Source organism: Mycobacterium sp. AMU20-3851 (assembly GCF_043974665.1).
GTDB lineage: Bacteria > Actinomycetota > Actinomycetes > Mycobacteriales > Mycobacteriaceae > Mycobacterium.
Map to the genome: position 1 here is coordinate 450,512 of NZ_CP146371.1, position 18,277 is coordinate 468,788.

Sequence of the window (18,277 nt, forward strand, 5' to 3'; positions counted from 1 at the left end):
CATGACTGCGGTAGCCGAACACCCTCCTGTGAACGAGACGGACGCCGATCCCGCGCTGCGGGTCGAGGGACTCACCGTCGACATCCGCACCATCACCGGCACGGTCCGGGCCGTCGACCACGTCAGCTTCGCCGCCCGCAGTGGTGAGACGCTGGCCCTGCTCGGCGAATCCGGTTGCGGCAAATCGATGACCGCCACCGCGCTGGTCGGCCTGCTGGAGCCGGTGGCCCAGGTCGCCGACGGCACCGCTCGCATCGGCGATGTCGACATCCTCTCGGTCGACCGGAAGAAGCGCCGGGAAATGGCGGGCCCGGAACTGGCCATCGTCTTCCAGGACGCGCTCACCGCCCTCAACCCGCTGTACACCGTCGGCACCCAACTGGCCGAACCGTTCCGCATCCACCACGGCATGAAGGCCAAAGAGGCCAAGGCCAAGGCCGTGGAACTGATGGCGCGGGTGGGCATTCCCCAACCCGAGGACCGGATGAAGGCCTACCCGCATCAGTTCTCCGGCGGTATGCGGCAACGTCTGCTCATCGCGATGGCCGTCGCGCTGAACCCGAAGGTACTGATCGCCGACGAGCCGACCACGGCACTGGATGTGACGGTGCAGGCGCAAATCATGGCCCTGCTCAAGAGCCTGCGTGCCGAGTACGACATGGCGGTCGTGCTGATCACCCACGACCTGGCCCTGGTCGCCGAGGAGGCCGACCGGGTCGCCATCATGTACGCCGGCAGCATCGTCGAAACCGGCCCGGTATCCGAGGTTTTCGCCCAGCCCAAGCACCCGTACACCAAGGGCCTGCTGGACTCCGTGCCGGTCGACGCCGAGCGTGGCGCCGAGCTCAAGTCGATCGGCGGCAGCCCGCCGGACCTGCACTCCATCCCGACCGGTTGCGTGTATCAGGATCGCTGCCCGCTGGTCGCCGACATCTGTCGCAGCACCCGCCCCGCCCTGCAGGCCGTCGGTACCCGGCGCAAGTCGGCCTGCCACTTCCCCACGGAGGTCACCAATGCTTGATTCAACAACGGCGGCTGATTCAACAACGGCGGCTGATTCACCATCGGTGGCTGACCAGGTGCTCAAGGTCCGCGACCTGACCAAATCGTTCCGGGTGTCCGGCGGCAAGACGCTGACCGCGCTCGACGGCATCAACCTGGACCTGGCCCGCGGTGAAACGCTGGGCCTGGTCGGCGAATCCGGTTGCGGCAAATCCACCCTCGCCCGCACCCTGCTGATGCTGGAGCGGCCCGACTCCGGCGCCGTCAGCTTCGACGGGATCGACCCGTTCGCGCTCAAGGGCAAGGACCTGCTGAAGTTCCGGCGCCGTGTGCAGATGGTGTTCCAGGACCCCTACGCCTCGCTGAACTCCCGGATGACGGCGGCGGAGATCATCGCCGAACCGTGGCGCACCCACAAGGGTCTGTACAAGACCCGCGCCGACCGCGACATGCGGGTGCGTGGCCTGCTCGACCTGGTCGGCTTGGGCGCCAAGGCATTCGACAAGTACCCGCAGGAGTTCTCGGGCGGCCAGCGTCAGCGCATCGGCATCGCCCGTGCGCTCGCGCTGAACCCCGAGGTCATCATCTGCGACGAGCCGGTGTCGGCGCTGGATCTCTCGGTGCAGGCGCAGGTGCTCAACCTGCTCAACGATCTGCAGCGCGAGCTCAAGATCTCCTACGTCTTCATCTCCCACGACCTGTCGGTGGTGCGCCACGTCGCCGACCGGGTGGCCGTGATGTACCTCGGGCGGATCATCGAGACCGGGCCCACCGAGGCGGTTTTCGACCGGCCCGAGCACCACTACACGTCCGCACTCATGTCGGCCGCGCCCAAGCTGCACGACGCAGCCCGCGGTCAGCGGATCCTGCTCAAGGGCGAGGTGCCCTCGCCGTTGAACCCGCCGTCGGGATGCCGCTTCCGCACCCGCTGCGCGCACGCCACCGACATCTGCGCCGAGCAGCGTCCGCCACTCGCGATCGACCCGGTGGTGACCGGACACACCGCCGAGTGCCATCACCCGGCCCAGCACAAGGCATCCGCGTTGTCGCACAGCGCATGAGCACTTCAGCGGCGCCTTCGAGACCCGGGAGGTGCGGGACATGAATCCCAGCGTGCCCGGGTTCGCGGTCATCATGATCGCGGTGATGGTGGCGTCCTGTCTTCAGGGTTCCATCGGCTTCGGCATGGGCATGCTGGCCGCACCGGTGGTCGCCGTCATCGACCCCGGACTGGTGCCCGGCACGCTGATCATGCTGGCCACCCTGCTCACGCTGATGGTGGTGCTGCGGGAAGGCACCGCCATCGATGTGCGTGGCACCGGTTGGGCACTGCTCGGGAGGGTCCCCGGCACCATCGCGGGCGCGCTGTTGCTGGCGGCCATCCCGGAACGGGCGCTGGCGATCCTGATCGCCGCCGTGGTGCTGCTCGGGGTGGCGGTCACCAGCCTGGGCTGGATCCCCGCACCACGGCGGCGCAACCTGATACTGGCCGGCGCCACCTCCGGGATGCTCGGTACGGCGACGTCGATCGGCGGGCCGCCGATGGCGCTGGTGTGGCAACGCAGCAGCGGTGCCCAGCTGAGGGCCACCATGGCCGGCTTCTTCCTGGTCGGCTCGCTGATGTCGATCGCCATGCTGGCCGTCACCGGCGCCGTCGACCACCACACCGTGCAGATGTTCGGTCTGCTGGTACCCGCGGCGGTCCTCGGATATGTGTTGTCGCGCTACGCCAATCGTGTGCTCACCCCGATTCGTCAGCGGTGGACCGCCATCACCGCATCCACCGCGGGCGCGGTGGTCCTCGTCGTCCAACAGACAGGCCTGCTATGACCGAATCGACTGCACGTGCGGGGGTCAAGTCGGCCGTCCGTACCGTCGAACTGCTGGAGTACCTGGCCGCGCGGCAGGACAAGCCCGCGCGCATCCGGGAGATCAGCGAGGAACTCGGGATGCCGCGCAGCAGTGCACATGCGCTGCTGCGCACCCTGATGGCGCAGGGCTGGGTGCGAGCTGACGAGACCGGCACCCTCTACGGCATCGGCATACGGGCCCTGTTGGTCGGTACCAGCTACCTCGACGGTGATCCGTATCTGCCGATGATCACGCCGTTCCTGGACGACCTGCGCAGTGATTGGGACGAGACCTTCCATCTGGGCCGCCTGGACGGCACCGACATCGTCTACCTGGCGACCCGCGAATCCCAGCAGTACCGCCGGGCCACCAACCGGGTGGGCAGGAGGCTGCCTGCTTACACCACCGCGCTGGGCAAGGCGCTACTGGCCGAACGGGTCGGCGCCGAGCGTCGCCATCATCTGCCCGTCGAACTGGTGGCCCTGACGCCGACCACCATCACCTCCCATGACGAGTTGGCGGAGGCGCTGGACACCGCGCGGATCCGCGGGTATGCCACCGACGACGAGGAGAACAGCCCGGGGGTGCGATGTTTCGCCGTGGCGCTGCGCTATTGCTGGCCGGCCCAGGACGCGATCAGTGCCTCGGTGCCCCTGGCGCGGCTGACCGCCGAACGTGAGCGCGGCATCGTCGAGGCCTTGTGCGCCGTCGGTGACAAGGTCAGCCGGGTGCTGCGTCCGGTTGCCAACGGCGACAAGTGGTTCGCCTGATGGTGACGTATTGCCCTGTCACGCATTCAATCCCTGAATCAATTGATGTCACATCAGTGTTGGACGTGCATCAACCGACATTTATAGGCTGGTCGATATGAGCTCGTCGAAGCGCACCCCCATCGTCACCGAGATGCGGGTGGTCCCCATCGCCGGACACGACAGCATGCTGCTGAACCTCAGCGGGGCACACGCGCCCTACTTCACCCGGAACCTGGTGATCCTCAAGGATTCCGATGGCAACACCGGTGTCGGGGAGGTGCCGGGTGGAGCCGCGATCGAACGCACCCTCACCGAGGCCAGGGCACTGGTCGAGGGCCGCGGCATCGGCGCGTACAACAACGTGCTCGGCGACATCCGCCGCACCTTCGCCGACCGAGACGCCGGCGGCCGCGGCGCCCAGACCTTCGACCTGCGCGTCACCGTGCACGCCGTCACCGCGGTCGAATCGGCCATGCTGGACCTGCTCGGCCAGCTTCTCGGCGTGTCGGTTGCCGCGCTGCTGGGTCAGGGGCAGCAGCGAGATCGGGTGCAGGCCCTGGGATATCTGTTCTTCGTCGGGGACAGCGCCAGAACCGACCTGGCCTACCGCACCGCTGCCGACGAGACCGCCTCCGATGATCCGGCCGACGAGTGGCTGCGGGTGCGACACCGGGAGGCCATGACGCCCGAGGGTGTCGTCCGGCTGGCCGAAGCCGCGCACGCCCGATACGGGTTCGCCGACTTCAAACTCAAGGGTGGCGTCTTGCCGGCGGCCGAGGAGGCCGCCGCCGTCACCGCACTGGCGCAACGCTTTCCGGAGGCGCGGATCACCCTGGACCCCAACGGCGGATGGCTGCTCAAGGACGCCATCGCGACGTGCCGAGGCCTGACCGATGTCCTGGCCTACGCCGAGGACCCGGTCGGCCCGGAGGGGGGCTTCTCCGGGCGCGAGGTGATGGCCGAATTCAAGCGGGCCACCGGGTTGCCGACCGCCACCAACATGATCGCCACCGACTGGCGCGAAATGGGGCACGCCATCCGGGCCGGGGCCGTGGACATCCCGCTCGCCGATCCGCACTTCTGGACGATGAACGGTTCGGTGCGCGTCGCGCAGCTGTGCGATGCCTGGGGCCTGACCTGGGGATCGCACTCCAACAACCACTTCGACGTGTCGCTGGCGATGTTCACCCAGGTCGCCGCGGCGGCACCGGGAGATATCACCGCCATCGACACGCACTGGATCTGGCAGGACGGCCAGCGGATCACCAAGGCGCCGTACCAGATCGTCGACGGCTATCTCGACGTGCCCGCCGCCCCCGGACTCGGAGTAGAACTCGACGAGGAGCGGGTCGCCGCCGCCCACGAGCTGTACCTCACCGAGGGGCTGGGCGCCCGCGACGACGCCATCGCCATGCAGTACCTGATCCCGGGCTGGACGTTCGACAGCAAACGTCCCTGCCTGCAGCGCGCATGAAGGTCGCCGCATGAAGGTCTACGTCGCCGACCGCAACCTCGTCCCGCACCGGAACCGCTTCGAGACGGCGCTCTCGGCCGGAGTCGAGCTGATCTGGGCGGGTGCCGACAATTCGTTCGAGCGGCTCCGTGGCGCCACGGTGTACGTCGGCGGACGGTTCACCGCCGAGATGGCCGCCGTCGCCGACAAATTGCAGCTGGTGCACGTGGCCGGTGCAGGCACCGACCGCGTCGCGTTCGACGCGCTGGGCCCTGATGTCTTGGTGGCCAACACCTTTCATCATGAACGCTCGATCGCCGAATACGTCCTGGCGGCGGCGATCCTGTTGCGCCGAGGATTCCTTGCCCAGGATCGGGCCCTGCGCCGGGAGGTGTGGGCCAGCGCGGTCTATGACGACACCATCGCCCAGCCGCCGGTTCTCGGTGGCGCGAAGATCGGTTACGTCGGATTCGGGCATATCGGCCGGCAATCATGGAAGCTGCTGCGCCACCTCGGGTGTAGCGGTGCGGCCGTCACCGGGTCCGGCCGGGTGGCCGAGGATCTCGGACTCGACTGGGTGGGTGATGTGACACGGCTCGACGAACTCGCCGACGCATCCGATGTGCTGGTGGTCTCCGCGCCGCTGACACCGGAAACCACCGGAATGATCGGTCGCACCCAACTCGGAGCGCTGGGCCCCGAGGGTGTCGTCATCAATGTGGGCCGCGGCCCGCTGGTCGATCAGCATGCCCTCTACGACGCACTGCTCACCGGCCGTCTCGGCGCCGCCGCGATCGACGTCTGGTACCGCTATCCGGAGGCGACCGGCCGCGGCGCCACCGGCGCCCCGGCGGACCTGCCGTTCCACGAGTTGCCCAACGTGCTGATGACCCCGCACTCGTCGGGCATCACGACCGACACCTTCCGGGGCCGGGTCGACGATATCGCCGCCAACATCGGGCGGCTGCTGCGCGGCGAGCCGTTGCGCAACGTCGTGCGGCGCCCCTAGGCAGGCTCAGCCGAACGCCGCGACCGGAGTTGGTGATCAGGGTTGGTCGGGCCGGCTGACGTCGCCGCGCCAGGAGCCGGTCTCGGACGGTTGTTCTTCGATGAACTTCTTGAAGCGTTCGAGATCACCGTTGACCCGCGCCTTCAGGATCCCCAGCTTGTCGGCGACGTTTTCGAGGAAGCCGTCGGGGTCGACATCGATCTGTGTCGTGACGCGGGTGGTGGAGTCGGCGATGCGATGGAAGGTGACCACCCCGGCATGCTCGGGCCCGCTGTCGGATTTCCAGGCCACCCGTTCGTCCGGATGCTGTTCAGTGATCGTGGCGTCGAACTCGCGTACGGAGGGACCCACCTTGACGCGCCAATGCAGGTGCGTGTCATCGCGTTGTTCGATCTGCTCGACGCCTTCCATAAAGCGAGGGAAAGATTCGAACTGTGTCCATTGGTTGTACACGGTGGAGATCGGTCGGTCGACGTCTATCGACGCAGTTGTGGTGCTCATGGGAGTTCCTTCCGGATTGAATCCTTCATGGAAGGCAATACCCGTGCTGTTTCGACGCAATCCTCCGCCGGGCATTTCGATGGAAAACCCGGACGCCATCACCAGTTGTGGAATCCGCCTTCGGGTCCGAGCATGCGTTCCAGCCGGGTCCGGCCGATCTTGGCGAGTTCGTTGCGCAGGACCTTGCGTTCCATCTCCACTTCGTGGTGCATCCGGGTGCCGACGGCCGCGAGCACTTCGGTGGCGCAGTGCCCGTCGACGAACATCACGAAGGGGAAGCCGTACCGGTCGAAGTATTGGCGGGCGGCCGTGCTGAGTTTCTCCATCGTGGTGGTGTCCTCGTCCCACACCGCGCACTGCTCGGCCGCCGACCGGGCACTGCGGGGGCGACGGCCGACGTCCGGGCAGGTCTCCAGCAGTTGATCGACCGCCGGCTCGGGGAGCTCGAACAGCAGCGTGTCCGCCCGGCGGAACAATGCCGCGTGGTCGGCGTAGGGGCGGCCGCGGGCGAGTTCACGGGCCAGCGCGTAGCTGTTGACGCATTCGTAGAGCGCGTGCACGGCCTTGCGTTCGGGCAACGTGTTGAACACGTCGAGGCCGATCCCTTGATGCAGCAACACACATCAATGATCGAAGGGCCAGGACACGCCCGGGTTACCTCGTGTTACAGCGAGGCAAAATCGCGTCCCACCGCGGATCCCGCGGTGAGATGTCAGTGACCCTCGGCCTTGAACCGCTCGATGGAGCGCTGCAACTCGGCCTCGGCCTCTACCCGGCCGGCCCAGTCGGCGGCCTTGACGAACTTGCCCGGCTCCAGGTCCTTGTAGTGCACGAAGAAGTGCTTGATGGCCTCGAGCTCGAAGGGCGGCACGTCGGCGAGGTCCTGGACGTGGTCCCAGCGCGGATCGCCGGCGGGCACGCACAGCAGCTTGTCGTCGCCGCCGGCCTCGTCGGTCATCTTGAACATGGCCACCGGGCGGGCCTCGACGATGCAGCCGGGGAACACCGACTCGGGCAGCAGCACCAGCGCGTCCAGCGGGTCGCCGTCCTCGCCCAGGGTGTTCTCGAAGTATCCGTAGTCAGCCGGGTATCCGAAGGAGGTGTACAGGTACCGGTCGAGCTTGACGCGGCCGGTCTCGTGGTCCACTTCGTACTTGTTGCGCGATCCCTTGGGGATCTCGATGACGACGTCGAACGACACCGGCGTTGCTCCTTCGGGTTGCTTGGGTCTGGCGGGTCCACCCTAGAGGAGCGATACGCTGCAAGACATGCGGCCCAGGAGATGGCGCCGATCCACCCACCTGGTGATCGGCCTGGTGGTACTCGTCCTGGTGGCTGCCGTGGTCGGCGTCACCGCGGTGATCACCTCCTCACGGACCTCGGCGCGCAGCGCCCTGCCGGATCAACCGGCCGCGGTGACGGCCGAACCCGGAGTCCGGCCGCTGGGCGAGGCCACCACCGAACCCACCCGTAAGGGGCTGACCGCCACGCTGGCCGCCGCGCTGGCCGACCCGAATCTCGGCGCGCTGACCGGCCGGGTGACCGACGGTGTCACCGGTGCGGAACTGTGGGAGCAGGGCGAGGGCATCCCCATGCAACCGGCGTCGACCAACAAGGTGCTCACCACCGCGGCCGCGCTGCTGACGCTGGACCGGGACGCCACCCTGACCACCCGGGTACTGGCGGGCAGCCGGCCCGGTGTGGTGGTGCTGCACGGCGGCGGCGATCCGACCCTGTCGGCCTTCGAGCCGGGCCGACGCACCTGGTACAAGGGTGCGGCCCGGATCAGCGATCTCGCCGAGCAGGTCCGCAGCTCCGGCACCCGGGTCACCGCAGTGCAGGTCGACCTGGGCGAGTACAGCGGGCCCACGATGGCACCGGGCTGGGACCCCCTCGACATCGACGGCGGGGACATCGCGCCGATCGAGTCGGTGATGATCGACGGCGGCCGCACTCAGCCGACCACGGTGGATTCGCGGCGCTCCCGCACCCCCGGGCTGGATGCCGGGCGTGCGCTGGCCGCGGCGCTGGGGGTGGACCCGGCGACGGTGACGGTCGGGTCGGTCTCGGCGGATGCCGAGGAGCTGGCCACCGTGCAGTCGCCGCCGCTGATCGAGCGGCTGCGGCAGATGATGAACGATTCGGACAACGTGATGGCCGAATCCATCGGCCGGGAGGTGGCCGCGGCACTGAACCGCCCGCAGAGCTTCGACGGCGCGGTGCAGGCCGTGCTGGGGCAGCTGCGCGGCGCCGGCATCGACACCGCGAAAGCCACCCTGCTCGACTCCAGCGGGCTGTCGGTGGACAACCGGCTCACCGCGCTGACGCTGGACGGTGTCATCGCGGCCGCCGTCGGCGAGGACCAGCCGACGCTGCGCCCGCTGGTGGACCTGCTGCCCATCGCCGGCGGCAGCGGCACCCTGTCCAACCGCTACCTGGACACCACGGAGGGCCGGGCGTCGGCCGGTTGGCTGCGCGCCAAGACCGGATCGCTGACCGGCACCAACACCCTGGCGGGCATCGTCACCGACGCCAGCGGGCGGGTGTTGACCTTCGCGCTGATCTCCAACAATGCCGGGCCGACGGGTCGCACCTCGCTGGATGCGCTGGCCGCCAAACTGCGGTCCTGTGGATGCGGCGGATGAGCGCATCCGGTTCCGGCGCCACCGTCGGCGGCGCGGTCGACTGGTCCTTCGCCGCCGGGGTCGGCGCGAAGTTGAGCCGGCCCGCCCCGCCCACCACCGACTACACCCGCGACCAGGCGATCGCCCAGCTTGCCGAGTCCGCCCGCGCCGCCGAACTGCCGGTGCGCGAGGTCACGCACCTCAACGAGGGCGCCGAGGTGCCCGAGGCCCGGATCATCGACCGACCGCAGTGGGTGCACGCGGCGACCCAGTCGATGAAGGTGATGACCGGCGGTGACGAATCCTCGTCGAAGGGGCCGGCCGCCGCATTGGCCGCCAAGGTGGCCGGCGCGCAGACCGGTGCGGTGCTCGCGTTCATCTCGTCGGGGATCCTGGGACAGTACGACCCGTTCTCGACGCCTGCCAGCGAGCCTGGGAACCGGCGCGGTGAATTGCTGCTGGTCTACCCGAATGTCATTGCGGTGGAACGGCAACTGCGGGTCAAGCCGGCTGACTTCCGGTTGTGGGTGTGCCTGCACGAGGTGACCCACCGGGTGCAGTTCCGGGCCAATCCCTGGCTGGCCGACCACATGTCCGAATCACTGGCCGCACTGACCGACGATGCCGGAGAACAGGTCGGCGAAATCATCGGCCGGCTCGGGGAGTACGTCCGTAAGCAGCGCAAAGGCGAAGAGTCGGAAGCGAACTCGTCGGGAGTGATCGGTCTGCTGCGCGCCGTTCAGGCCGAGCCGCAGCGGCAGGCACTGGACCGGTTGCTGGTACTGGGCACGCTGCTGGAGGGGCACGCCGAGCACGTGATGGACGCGGTCGGGCCCGCGGTGGTGCCGACGGTGGCGACCATCCGGCGGCGTTTCGACGATCGGCGGCAACGCAAGCAGCCGCCGCTGCAGCGCATCATCCGGACCCTGCTCGGTTTCGACGCCAAGCTCAACCAGTACACCAGGGGCAAGGTCTTCGTCGACGAGGTGGTGGGCAAGGTCGGAATGGACCGCTTCAACGCCATCTGGACCGACGCCCAGACCCTGCCGCTGCCGACGGAGATCGAAGAACCCCAACGATGGATCGATCGGGTCCTGTAGCGCGGTTGCGCGCGGCGGTATCAGCGTTCGGGAAAACGCATCCCGGCCCGCGCTGGTGTGTGGCGTTGTCCGGCGGCGCGGATTCGCTCGCGCTGACCGCGGTGGCCGCCGGGCTGCGGCCGACCACCGCCCTGATCGTCGACCACCGCCTGCAGCCCGGCTCCGCGGCCGTCGCGGAGCGGGCCCGCGCTGCCGCATTGCAGTTGGGATGCGTTGATGCGCAAGTACTTACGGTTACCGTCGGATCCGCGGGCGGGCCGGAGGCCGCCGCCCGCACCGCCCGCTACGATGCGCTGGCGGGCGCCCGCGACGGCGCACCGGTACTGCTCGCGCACACCCTCGACGATCAGGCCGAAACGGTGCTGCTCGGTCTGGGCCGCGGATCGGGGGCCCGGTCGCTGTCCGGGATGCGGGCCAACGACCCGCCCTGGGGCCGGCCGTTGCTCGGGGTCCGGCGGGCAGACACCGTCGCGGCATGCGCGGAATTGGGACTGCGGCCCTGGCAGGACCCGCACAACATTGACCCGCGGTTCACCCGGGTGCGGCTGCGCACCGAGGTGCTGCCGCTGTTGGAACAGGTGCTCGGCGGCGGGGTGGCCGAGGCACTGGCCCGCACCGCGACCGCCTTGCGTGAGGACGGGGAGACGCTCGACGAGCTGGCGGCCGCCGCGGGCACCGGGTTACGCACCGGCGCCGGTATCGACTCCCGGCTGCAGGTGGCCGGGTTGTCCGACCTGCCGGTCGGGGTGCGGCGCCGGGTCATCCGCGCCTGGCTGCTCGACGGCGGCGCCTGTGATCTCACCGACGTCCAGATCCGTTCGGTGGACGCGCTGCTCACCTCGTGGCGTGGGCAGGGCGGGGTGGCGGTGCCGAGCGGATCGGTCCGGGAGCGGCTGTTCGCGGGGCGCCGCAACGGCAGTCTGGTGCTCTACCGCGAGCCCGTCGGATGAACCCCGCTAGGCTGTGACCGTGCCCGATACTGCGGAGTTGTATCCCGGCGACATCAAGTCGGTCTTGCTGTCCGAAGAAGAAGTCAAAGCCAAGACCGCCGAATTGGCCGAGCGGATTGCCGCCGACTACCGCGACGGCGCCGGTGCCGAGGATCTGCTGCTGATCACTGTGCTCAAGGGTGCGGTCATGTTCGTCACCGACCTGGCGCGGGCGATCCCGGTGCCCACCCAGCTGGAGTTCATGGCGGTCAGCTCGTACGGATCCTCGACATCCTCCTCGGGTGTGGTGCGCATCCTCAAGGACCTGGACCGCGATATCAACGGCCGCGACGTGCTGATCGTCGAGGACATCATCGACTCCGGGCTGACGTTGTCCTGGCTGCTGCGCAATCTGGCGACCCGCAACCCCCGCTCGCTGCGGGTCTGCACGCTGCTGCGCAAACCGGATGCGGTGCGCGCCGAACTCGAGGTCGAATACGTCGGCTTCGACATCCCCAACGAGTTCGTCGTCGGGTACGGCCTGGACTATGCCGAGCGGTATCGCGACCTGCCCTACATCGGGACGCTGGAGCCCAAGGTCTACGAGGCGCCGTAAGCGGCCCCTGGCCCGGCCGGGATCAGATCAGGTCAATTCCCAGACCACCGTCACGGAGAACCCGACACTCTGCTCGCCGGGGGCCAGCGGCACGGACTCGGCCATCGCGGCCCGCGGCATCGGGACCGGCGGTGGCGGCGGCTGTGACGCGTCGGCCTCGGAAATCGAGACCACGTCGCCGAGGGTCAGCCCGGACAGTTCGGCGTACTGCTGGGCGCGGTCCTTGGCGTCCTCGAACGCGCGGGTACGCGCGTCGCGCACGAGGTCGGAGTCGTCGGCGATCGAATAGCTCACCGAGTTGATCCGGGTGGCGTCGCCGCCGGTGTTGACGATGAGCGCCAGGATGTCCGAGGCACGCTCGGCGTCGCGGATCTTCACGTCGACGGCGTTGCCGGCACGGTAACCGGTGATGCTGGTGCCGTCGGAGTTGTACTGGGGCTGCAGCGATACCTGCGTGGTGCTGATGTCTTCGGCCTCCACCCCGGCACCACGCAGCGCGTCGATGACGGCCTGCTGACGCTGGCTGGTCTGGTTGAGCGCGCCGGTGACGTCGGCCGCGGTGGCCTCCATGGCGGCCGACACGGTCAGGGTGTCCGGGGTGCCCTGGACCTCGCCGGACCCGATGACGGTCACCTGGCGGGCCGCGGCGGGCTGGTCGCTACCGGCGACGGGACCCGAGGTCGCGTCACAGCCGGTCACCCCGACCGCCACGGCCGCCGCGGCGAGAGTCAGGCAGACACGGACCGGCAATCGTTTCGCGAGGGTCATGGTCGAACCCTAACGGCTGTGCGGACGCATACCGGTGAGCTCCGCCGCGGGATGTCGGGTCCGGTCACGGAGTGACGACGATCTTGCAGTGCCGGTCCGGGTCGGCCAACTGATCGAAGGCCTCGCCGACACCGTCCAGCCCCACCTCGCCGGTGATCAGCGGCGCCACGTCGATATCGCCCTCGGCGATGGCACGCAGCGACTCGGCGAATTCGCCCGGGTCGTAGCCGAATACGAAGTGCAGGCTGATCTGTTTGGCGCTGGCGAAGAACGGGTGCACGGTGTCGGGCTGCATGCACACACCCGCGACCACCACCCGGGCCCCGGCCGGCGCGCGACGCAGCACATCGTCGATGACCCCGGGCGCGCCGACCGCCTCGAACACCACCGCCGGTGCGCTCCGGTGAAACGGGGATTCCTGGGCGGGGTCAACCGTCAGGTGCGCGCCGACCGTCTCGGCGAGATTCCGGCGGGTGGGTGAGAAGTCTGCCGCCACAATGTTTTCCACCCCGCGGTAGCGCAGCGCGGCGATGATCGCGATGCCGATGGGTCCGCACCCGATGACCAGGGCGGCCTCGCCGCGCTCGATCTTGGAGGTGTTGACCGCATGCAGGCCCACCGCCACCGGTTCGGTCAGGGCCGCGTGCCGGGCATCCAGCCCGTTCGGTACCGGCAACAGCAGCGGAGCCGAGAGCAGCATGCGTTCGGAATAGCCGCCGACGGTGCTGTTGCTGTAGACGATCATGTCCAGCCCGCCGGGGGTCACCAACACCGGCACCGAGGTGACCAGGGTGCCCGGCGGATGTGTGTCGGTGCCCGGCCCGGCCTCCAGGATCTCGGCGCTGAACTCGTGACCCATGAAGATGTCGGCCGCCAGGTCGATGCCGGACATGGTGTCGGGCATACCTTCCATCTCCGCGCCCGCGGCCAGCATCTGATCCCCGTGCGAGGCGAAATGCAGGTCGGAGCCGCAGATTCCGCAGGCCTTCACCGCCACCAGCACCTGGCCCGGACCGGGTACCGGCTCGGGCACGTCATCGCGCACCACCATCCGGCCGGCGCGCAGCACCGCGCTGCGCATCAGCTCTTGCCGTGTTCGTTGTCGGAGGCGGCCTCGGTGATGGCGTTGACGATGGCCTGCCCGGCCCGGCCGAGCAGTTGATCGCGCATGCCCTTGGCCCAGTCGTGGGAGGCGCGCGGAGCGGTCAACTGTCCCTTGAAATGCGGGATGACCTCGCGGGCGAACAACTCGTAGGAGTGATGCGTGGCCGCCGGGGAGGCCCAGTCGTGGCCCAGCAGCAGGAACGTGCCGAATCCGCCGGAGCGGTCCAGCAGGTCCTGGATGTAGGCGATCGCCTCGTCGGTGGTGCCGATACAGCAATTCCCTTTGGCGGCATAGTCTTCGACGAACTGGCGGGCGTCGGTGACCTTTCCGTCGGTGGCATTGGCCAGCGGGACGAACCCGGCCGCGCCGAAGTAGTTCGCGAAATCCTGCAGCCCGTAGGTGCAGTCCTCGATGGCCTGTTCCTTGGTGTCGGCGACGTGCACGATGCCCAGCACCCGCCAGTCCTTGCGGTCGGGGGCCTCGCGCCCGGACTGGACCGCCTGCTCGGTGACGATGTCCCAGGTGGTCTCCACGGCTGCGACGCCGCCGGGTACCGACATCGACAGCGACAGCAGCGAGGTGCCGAACTGACCGGCCAGCCGCGGGCCCGAGGGGGAGATCATCGCGGCGGTGGAGATCTCCGGATACGGCCAGGTGTAGGGCCGGATGTGCAGGGCCGCGTCGCGCAGCGTGAACCAGTCGGTGTGCCGGTCGATACGTTCATCGGGAGCCGCCCGGAACAAAGCCAGGATGGCCTCCAGCGACTCCTGCATCATCCGGCGCTGATCGACCGGATCGATGCCCATCATGTAGGCGTCCGAGGGCAGGGCGCCCGGCCCGGTCCCGAACATCACCCGGCCACGGGTCAGGTGATCGAGCAGCACCCAGCGGTCGGCGACCATCAGCGGATGGTGGTACGGCAACGACACCACGCCGGTACCCAGCCGGATGTGGCGAGTCCTCATCGCGGCCGCGGCGATGAACACCTCCGGACAGGCGATGAGTTCGTAGCCGCCGGAATGGTGTTCACCGAACCAGGCCTCGTCGTAGCCGAGCCGGTCCAGCTTCTCCACCCGGTCCATGTCGTACTGCAGCGCCACGGTGGGCGACTGTCCGGTCGGGTGGAACGGGGTGATGAAGACCCCGAAGTTCAGCGGATTCACTTGAGACCCTCCAAGAACTCCAGCAGCACCTTGTTGACCTCCTCGGGCCGCTCCTGCTGCAACCAGTGCCCGGCGCCGTCGAGCAGCACCTCGCGGTAGCCGCCGGTGGCGACCTCGGTGACCCGGTCGCGCGGGGTGAAGCCCAGCACCGGGTCGGCGCTGCCGGCCAGGAACAGCACCGGCGCGGTGATGGTGGTGGTGGCCACCTTCCCCGCAGCGGGATCGGTGAGCTCCCAGTTACGGTCGAAATTGCGGTACCAGTTCAGCGGGCCGGTGAAACCGGTGCGGGTGAACTCGGCGACGTAGTGCTCCAGTTCGGCCTCGGAGATCCAGGCGGGCAGACCGTCCGGCTCGCTCAAGCGGTCGATGAATCCCTCGGGCCCCGGGGCGACCATCCGCTGCGCCTCGGCCTCGGCCTTGTCCGCACCCAGGCCGCCCATCATCCGGCGAAGGGTGCGGGCCGGATCGCCGCCCAGTTCGGCGTCGGCCACCCCGGGCTCCTGGAAGTACAGGATGTAGAAGAAGTTCTCACCGAAGATGCCGCGCCAGATCTGGGTGGGCGGGGCGGCGGACCGCGGGATCGGCGGCACGCTCAGCGCGGCCACCGCCGCCACCCGGTCGGGGTAGAACAACGGGAAATTCGTCACCACCGGCGAGCCCCAGTCGTGGCCGACCAGCACGGCCCGTTCGGCGCCCACATCGTCGAGCAGACCGGCGATGTCGGCGGTCAGATCGATGATGGTGTAGTCCTCGATGGCCTCGGGTCGCGAGGATCCGCCGTATCCCCGCTGGTCGGGGGCTAGGACGTGGTATCCGGCGGCGGCCAGCGCGGGGATCTGGTGCCGCCAGGAGTAGGCCAGTTCGGGGAAGCCGTGGGCCAGGACGACGACCGGATTTCCGCGGTCACCGGCCTCGGTCACCCGCAACGTCACGCCATTGGTCTCGACTAACCGCTCGGTTGGTGTGATCACGATCTCAGCCAAGCACACCGTGTCGCGTCTGACCATGAGGACCGAGCATGTGGGCAGGGAACTTCCGATCGTTGGTCAAGCGGTAGCCTTAAGTTTCCCAACTGCGCATATCGGAAGGACCGGGCCGGCCGCACTCTCGCAGGCCGGAGATATATCGATGAACCGTAAAAACGTCATCCGCACGCTCACGGCGATCGCCGTGGTGTTGCTGCTGGGTTGGTCTTTCTTCTATTTCAGCGACGACACCCGCGGCTTCAAGCCGGTCGACACGTCCGTCGCGATAGCTCAGATCGATGCCGACAACGTCAAGAGTGCCCAGATCGACGACCGTGAGCAGCAGCTCCGGCTCGAACTGAAGTCCGGCAACGGTGACACCGAGAACAGCGACAAGATCCTCACCAAATACCCGACCGGGTTCGGTGTGCAGCTGTTCGACGCGCTGAGCGCCAAGAACGCCAAGATCAACACGGTGGTCAACCAGGGCAGCGTGCTGGGCACCCTGCTGATCTACATGCTGCCGCTGCTGCTGCTGGTCGGCCTGTTCGTGATGTTCTCCCGCATGCAGGGCGGCGGCCGGATGGGCTTCGGCTTCGGCAAGTCCAAGGCCAAGCAGCTCGGCAAGGACATGCCCAAGACCACGTTCGCCGACGTCGCCGGTGTCGACGAGGCGGTCGAAGAGCTCTACGAGATCAAGGACTTCCTGCAGAACCCGAGCCGCTATCAGGCTCTGGGCGCCAAGATCCCCAAGGGCGTGCTGCTGTTCGGCCCGCCCGGAACCGGTAAGACCCTGCTGGCCCGGGCCGTGGCCGGCGAGGCCGGTGTGCCCTTCTTCACCATCTCCGGTTCGGACTTCGTCGAGATGTTCGTCGGTGTCGGCGCCTCCCGGGTGCGTGACATGTTCGAGCAGGCCAAGCAGAACAGCCCGTGCATCATCTTCGTCGACGAGATCGACGCCGTCGGCCGCCAGCGCGGCGCAGGCATGGGCGGCGGCCACGACGAGCGTGAGCAGACGCTCAACCAGTTGCTGGTCGAAATGGACGGGTTCGGTGACCGCCAGGGCGTCATCCTGATCGCCGCCACCAACCGGCCCGACATCCTCGACCCGGCCCTGCTGCGGCCCGGCCGCTTCGACCGGCAGATCCCGGTGTCCAATCCTGACCTGGCCGGCCGTCGCGCGGTGCTCAAAGTGCACTCGGCGGGCAAGCCGATCGCCCCCGACGCCGACCTGGACGGCCTGGCCAAGCGCACCGTCGGCATGTCCGGCGCCGACCTGGCCAACGTCATCAACGAGTCCGCGCTGCTGACCGCCCGCGAGAACGGCACCGTCATCACCGGGGCCGCCCTGGAAGAGGCCGTCGATCGCGTCGTGGGCGGTCCGCGCCGCAAGGGCCGCATCATCAGCGAGCAGGAGAAGAAGATCACCGCCTACCACGAGGGCGGTCACACCCTGGCGGCCTGGGCGATGCCCGACATCGAGCCGATCTACAAGGTCACCATCCTGGCCCGCGGTCGCACCGGCGGGCACGCCGTCGCCGTGCCCGAGGATGACAAGGGCATGATGACGCGCTCGGAGATGATCGCCCGACTGGTGTTCGCGATGGGCGGGCGTGCCGCCGAGGAACTGGTGTTCCGCGAGCCCACCACCGGTGCGGTGTCCGACATCGAGCAGGCCACCAAGATCGCCCGCGCGATGGTCACCGAATATGGCATGAGCGCCAAGCTCGGCGCGGTGCGGTACGGCACCGAACACGGCGACCCGTTCCTGGGCCGCACCATGGGCACCCAGGCCGACTTCGGTCACGAGGTCGCCCGCGACATCGACGACGAGGTCCGCAAGCTCATCGAGGCCGCGCACACCGAGGCGTGGGAGATTCTCACCGAGTACCGCGATGTGCTCGACATCCTGGCCGGTGAGCTGCTGGAGAAGGAGACCCTGCACCGCCGGGAACTCGAGGAGATCTTCGGCCAGGTCAAGAAGCGTCCGCGGCTCACCATCTTCGACGACTTCGGTGGCCGGGTGCCGTCGGACAAGCCGCCGATCAAGACCCCGGGGGAGATCGCGGTCGAACGTGGCGAACCGTGGCCACCGCCGGTCAAGGAGCCCGCCTACAAGGCCGCGATCCTCGAGGCCAGCCGCGCCGCCGAGGCGGCGGGCAGGCAGAACGGTGCCAACGGGACCCCCGGCAGCGGCTACCCGCAGCCCAACGGGCAACCCCGGCACGGCCAGCCGCAGCACGGCCAGGCGCAGCCCGACTACGGTGCCCCCGCCGGTTGGCACGCCCCGGGATGGCCGCCGCGTCAGCAGGGTGGTCAGCACCACGCACAGCCCATGCCGCCGCCTCCGCCGCCCCCACCACCGGGGGGCTGGTACCCACCGCCGCCGCCCCCGCCGGGGCCGGATACGCCGCCCCGCGGCTGACATGAACGGAGCGT

18 protein-coding genes are annotated in these 18,277 nt (G+C 68.7%); 11 read left to right on the top strand and 7 right to left on the bottom strand.

What is annotated here, in order from left to right:
- Position 1 precedes the first annotated feature (1 nt).
- The 6 genes from V4U86_RS02195 to V4U86_RS02220 all read left to right on the top strand — a co-directional run bounded on the left by V4U86_RS02195 (position 2) and on the right by V4U86_RS02220 (position 6,067).
- Positions 2-1,021, top strand: a complete 1,020-nt coding sequence (locus tag V4U86_RS02195) for an ABC transporter ATP-binding protein (RefSeq protein WP_395309667.1) — start codon at positions 2-4, stop codon at positions 1,019-1,021.
- Positions 1,014-2,063, top strand: a complete 1,050-nt coding sequence (locus V4U86_RS02200) for an ABC transporter ATP-binding protein (protein WP_395309668.1) — start codon at positions 1,014-1,016, stop codon at positions 2,061-2,063. Before V4U86_RS02195 ends, V4U86_RS02200 begins: the two co-directional genes overlap by 8 nt.
- 40 nt (positions 2,064-2,103) lie before the next feature.
- Positions 2,104-2,832, top strand: coding sequence for a sulfite exporter TauE/SafE family protein (locus V4U86_RS02205; protein WP_395309669.1), 729 nt, complete (start codon positions 2,104-2,106; stop codon positions 2,830-2,832).
- Entirely contained in the window at positions 2,829-3,623 is a 795-nt protein-coding gene (locus tag V4U86_RS02210; protein WP_395309670.1) for an IclR family transcriptional regulator, read from the top strand. Before V4U86_RS02205 ends, V4U86_RS02210 begins: the two co-directional genes overlap by 4 nt.
- 97 nt (positions 3,624-3,720) lie before the next feature.
- Complete coding sequence (locus tag V4U86_RS02215; protein ID WP_395309671.1) at positions 3,721-5,079, top strand: enolase C-terminal domain-like protein; 1,359 nt, start codon at positions 3,721-3,723, stop codon at positions 5,077-5,079.
- A 10-nt stretch (positions 5,080-5,089) separates the two neighbouring features.
- Positions 5,090-6,067, top strand: a complete 978-nt coding sequence (locus tag V4U86_RS02220) for a 2-hydroxyacid dehydrogenase (protein ID WP_395309672.1) — start codon at positions 5,090-5,092, stop codon at positions 6,065-6,067.
- A 36-nt stretch (positions 6,068-6,103) separates the two neighbouring features.
- On the opposite strand, the gene V4U86_RS02225 is transcribed toward V4U86_RS02220, so the two are convergent.
- From V4U86_RS02225 to V4U86_RS02235, 3 genes are all read right to left on the bottom strand, one after another.
- Complete coding sequence (locus tag V4U86_RS02225; protein ID WP_395311886.1) at positions 6,104-6,568, bottom strand: SRPBCC family protein; 465 nt, start codon at positions 6,566-6,568, stop codon at positions 6,104-6,106.
- Between the two features lie 98 nt (positions 6,569-6,666).
- The gene (locus V4U86_RS02230; RefSeq protein ID WP_395309673.1) at positions 6,667-7,188 is read right to left on the bottom strand and encodes a 2-oxo-4-hydroxy-4-carboxy-5-ureidoimidazoline decarboxylase; all 522 of its coding nucleotides are present in this window, start codon (positions 7,186-7,188) and stop codon (positions 6,667-6,669) included.
- Between the two features lie 92 nt (positions 7,189-7,280).
- Positions 7,281-7,769 (bottom strand): inorganic diphosphatase, encoded by a 489-nt coding sequence (locus V4U86_RS02235; protein WP_395309674.1) that lies wholly within the window; start codon positions 7,767-7,769, stop codon positions 7,281-7,283.
- Positions 7,770-7,836: 67 nt separating this feature from the next.
- Between V4U86_RS02235 and dacB the strand changes: the two genes are divergently transcribed.
- Genes dacB through hpt form a run of 4 tightly spaced genes read left to right on the top strand, consistent with a single transcriptional unit; the run spans position 7,837 to position 11,837 of the window.
- The gene (gene dacB, locus V4U86_RS02240) at positions 7,837-9,213 is read left to right on the top strand and encodes a D-alanyl-D-alanine carboxypeptidase/D-alanyl-D-alanine endopeptidase (protein ID WP_395309675.1); all 1,377 of its coding nucleotides are present in this window, start codon (positions 7,837-7,839) and stop codon (positions 9,211-9,213) included.
- Positions 9,210-10,292 carry a zinc-dependent metalloprotease gene (locus tag V4U86_RS02245; RefSeq protein WP_395309676.1) on the top strand — a complete coding sequence of 361 codons (1,083 nt, stop codon included), beginning with the start codon at positions 9,210-9,212 and terminating at the stop codon, positions 10,290-10,292. The genes dacB and V4U86_RS02245 overlap by 4 nt, the downstream gene beginning before the upstream one ends.
- A complete protein-coding gene (tilS, locus tag V4U86_RS02250; RefSeq protein WP_395309677.1) occupies positions 10,271-11,242 on the top strand; it encodes a tRNA lysidine(34) synthetase TilS in 972 nt (323 codons plus the stop codon). The genes V4U86_RS02245 and tilS overlap by 22 nt, the downstream gene beginning before the upstream one ends.
- Before the next feature lie 13 nt (positions 11,243-11,255).
- A complete protein-coding gene (gene hpt / locus V4U86_RS02255) occupies positions 11,256-11,837 on the top strand; it encodes a hypoxanthine phosphoribosyltransferase (protein WP_395309678.1) in 582 nt (193 codons plus the stop codon).
- A 27-nt stretch (positions 11,838-11,864) separates the two neighbouring features.
- Here the strand turns inward: hpt and V4U86_RS02260 are convergent, their stop codons facing one another.
- From V4U86_RS02260 to V4U86_RS02275, 4 genes are all read right to left on the bottom strand, one after another.
- Complete coding sequence (locus V4U86_RS02260) at positions 11,865-12,605, bottom strand: SIMPL domain-containing protein (RefSeq protein ID WP_395309679.1); 741 nt, start codon at positions 12,603-12,605, stop codon at positions 11,865-11,867.
- A 64-nt stretch (positions 12,606-12,669) separates the two neighbouring features.
- Positions 12,670-13,686 (bottom strand): zinc-binding dehydrogenase, encoded by a 1,017-nt coding sequence (locus V4U86_RS02265; RefSeq protein WP_395309680.1) that lies wholly within the window; start codon positions 13,684-13,686, stop codon positions 12,670-12,672.
- Positions 13,686-14,873: an LLM class flavin-dependent oxidoreductase gene (locus V4U86_RS02270; RefSeq protein WP_395309681.1), complete on the bottom strand. Its 1,188-nt coding sequence runs from the start codon at positions 14,871-14,873 to the stop codon at positions 13,686-13,688. Before V4U86_RS02270 ends, V4U86_RS02265 begins: the two co-directional genes overlap by 1 nt.
- Entirely contained in the window at positions 14,870-15,844 is a 975-nt protein-coding gene (locus V4U86_RS02275) for an alpha/beta fold hydrolase (RefSeq protein ID WP_395309682.1), read from the bottom strand. The genes V4U86_RS02270 and V4U86_RS02275 overlap by 4 nt, the downstream gene beginning before the upstream one ends.
- A 157-nt stretch (positions 15,845-16,001) precedes the next feature.
- Here V4U86_RS02275 and ftsH point away from each other — a divergent pair, with 157 nt between their 5' ends.
- A complete protein-coding gene (gene ftsH, locus V4U86_RS02280; protein WP_395309683.1) occupies positions 16,002-18,263 on the top strand; it encodes an ATP-dependent zinc metalloprotease FtsH in 2,262 nt (753 codons plus the stop codon).
- Positions 18,264-18,277 lie beyond the last annotated feature (14 nt).